Annotated in this window: 1 pseudogene; it reads left to right on the forward strand. The window is 55.4% G+C overall.

What is annotated here, in order from left to right:
- Positions 1-240, forward strand: a pseudogene (locus HMPREF2690_RS11690) (transposase); the annotation flags it as partial.

Below are 240 nucleotides of genomic sequence, written 5' to 3' on the forward strand. Positions count from 1 at the left end.
GCGGACTTCGTGGTGTCTTCCTTGTCACCAGTGATGCCCACGAAGGCATCCAGCATGCCATTTCCGAAGTGCTGCCCGATGCCTCCTGGCAGCGGTGCCGCACCCACTTTGCCAAAAACCTCTACGAGAAAGTCCCCAAAATGCAGTGGCCGATGGTCTTAAGCGATGTTCCAGACGATCTTCCAACAACCGGATGAGGAATCAACCTGGGCGCAAGCCCGTGAAGTTGTTGACTTGTTG

The sequence above is a fragment of the Corynebacterium sp. HMSC034E11 genome, assembly GCF_001835905.1.
Lineage (GTDB): Bacteria > Actinomycetota > Actinomycetes > Mycobacteriales > Mycobacteriaceae > Corynebacterium > Corynebacterium coyleae.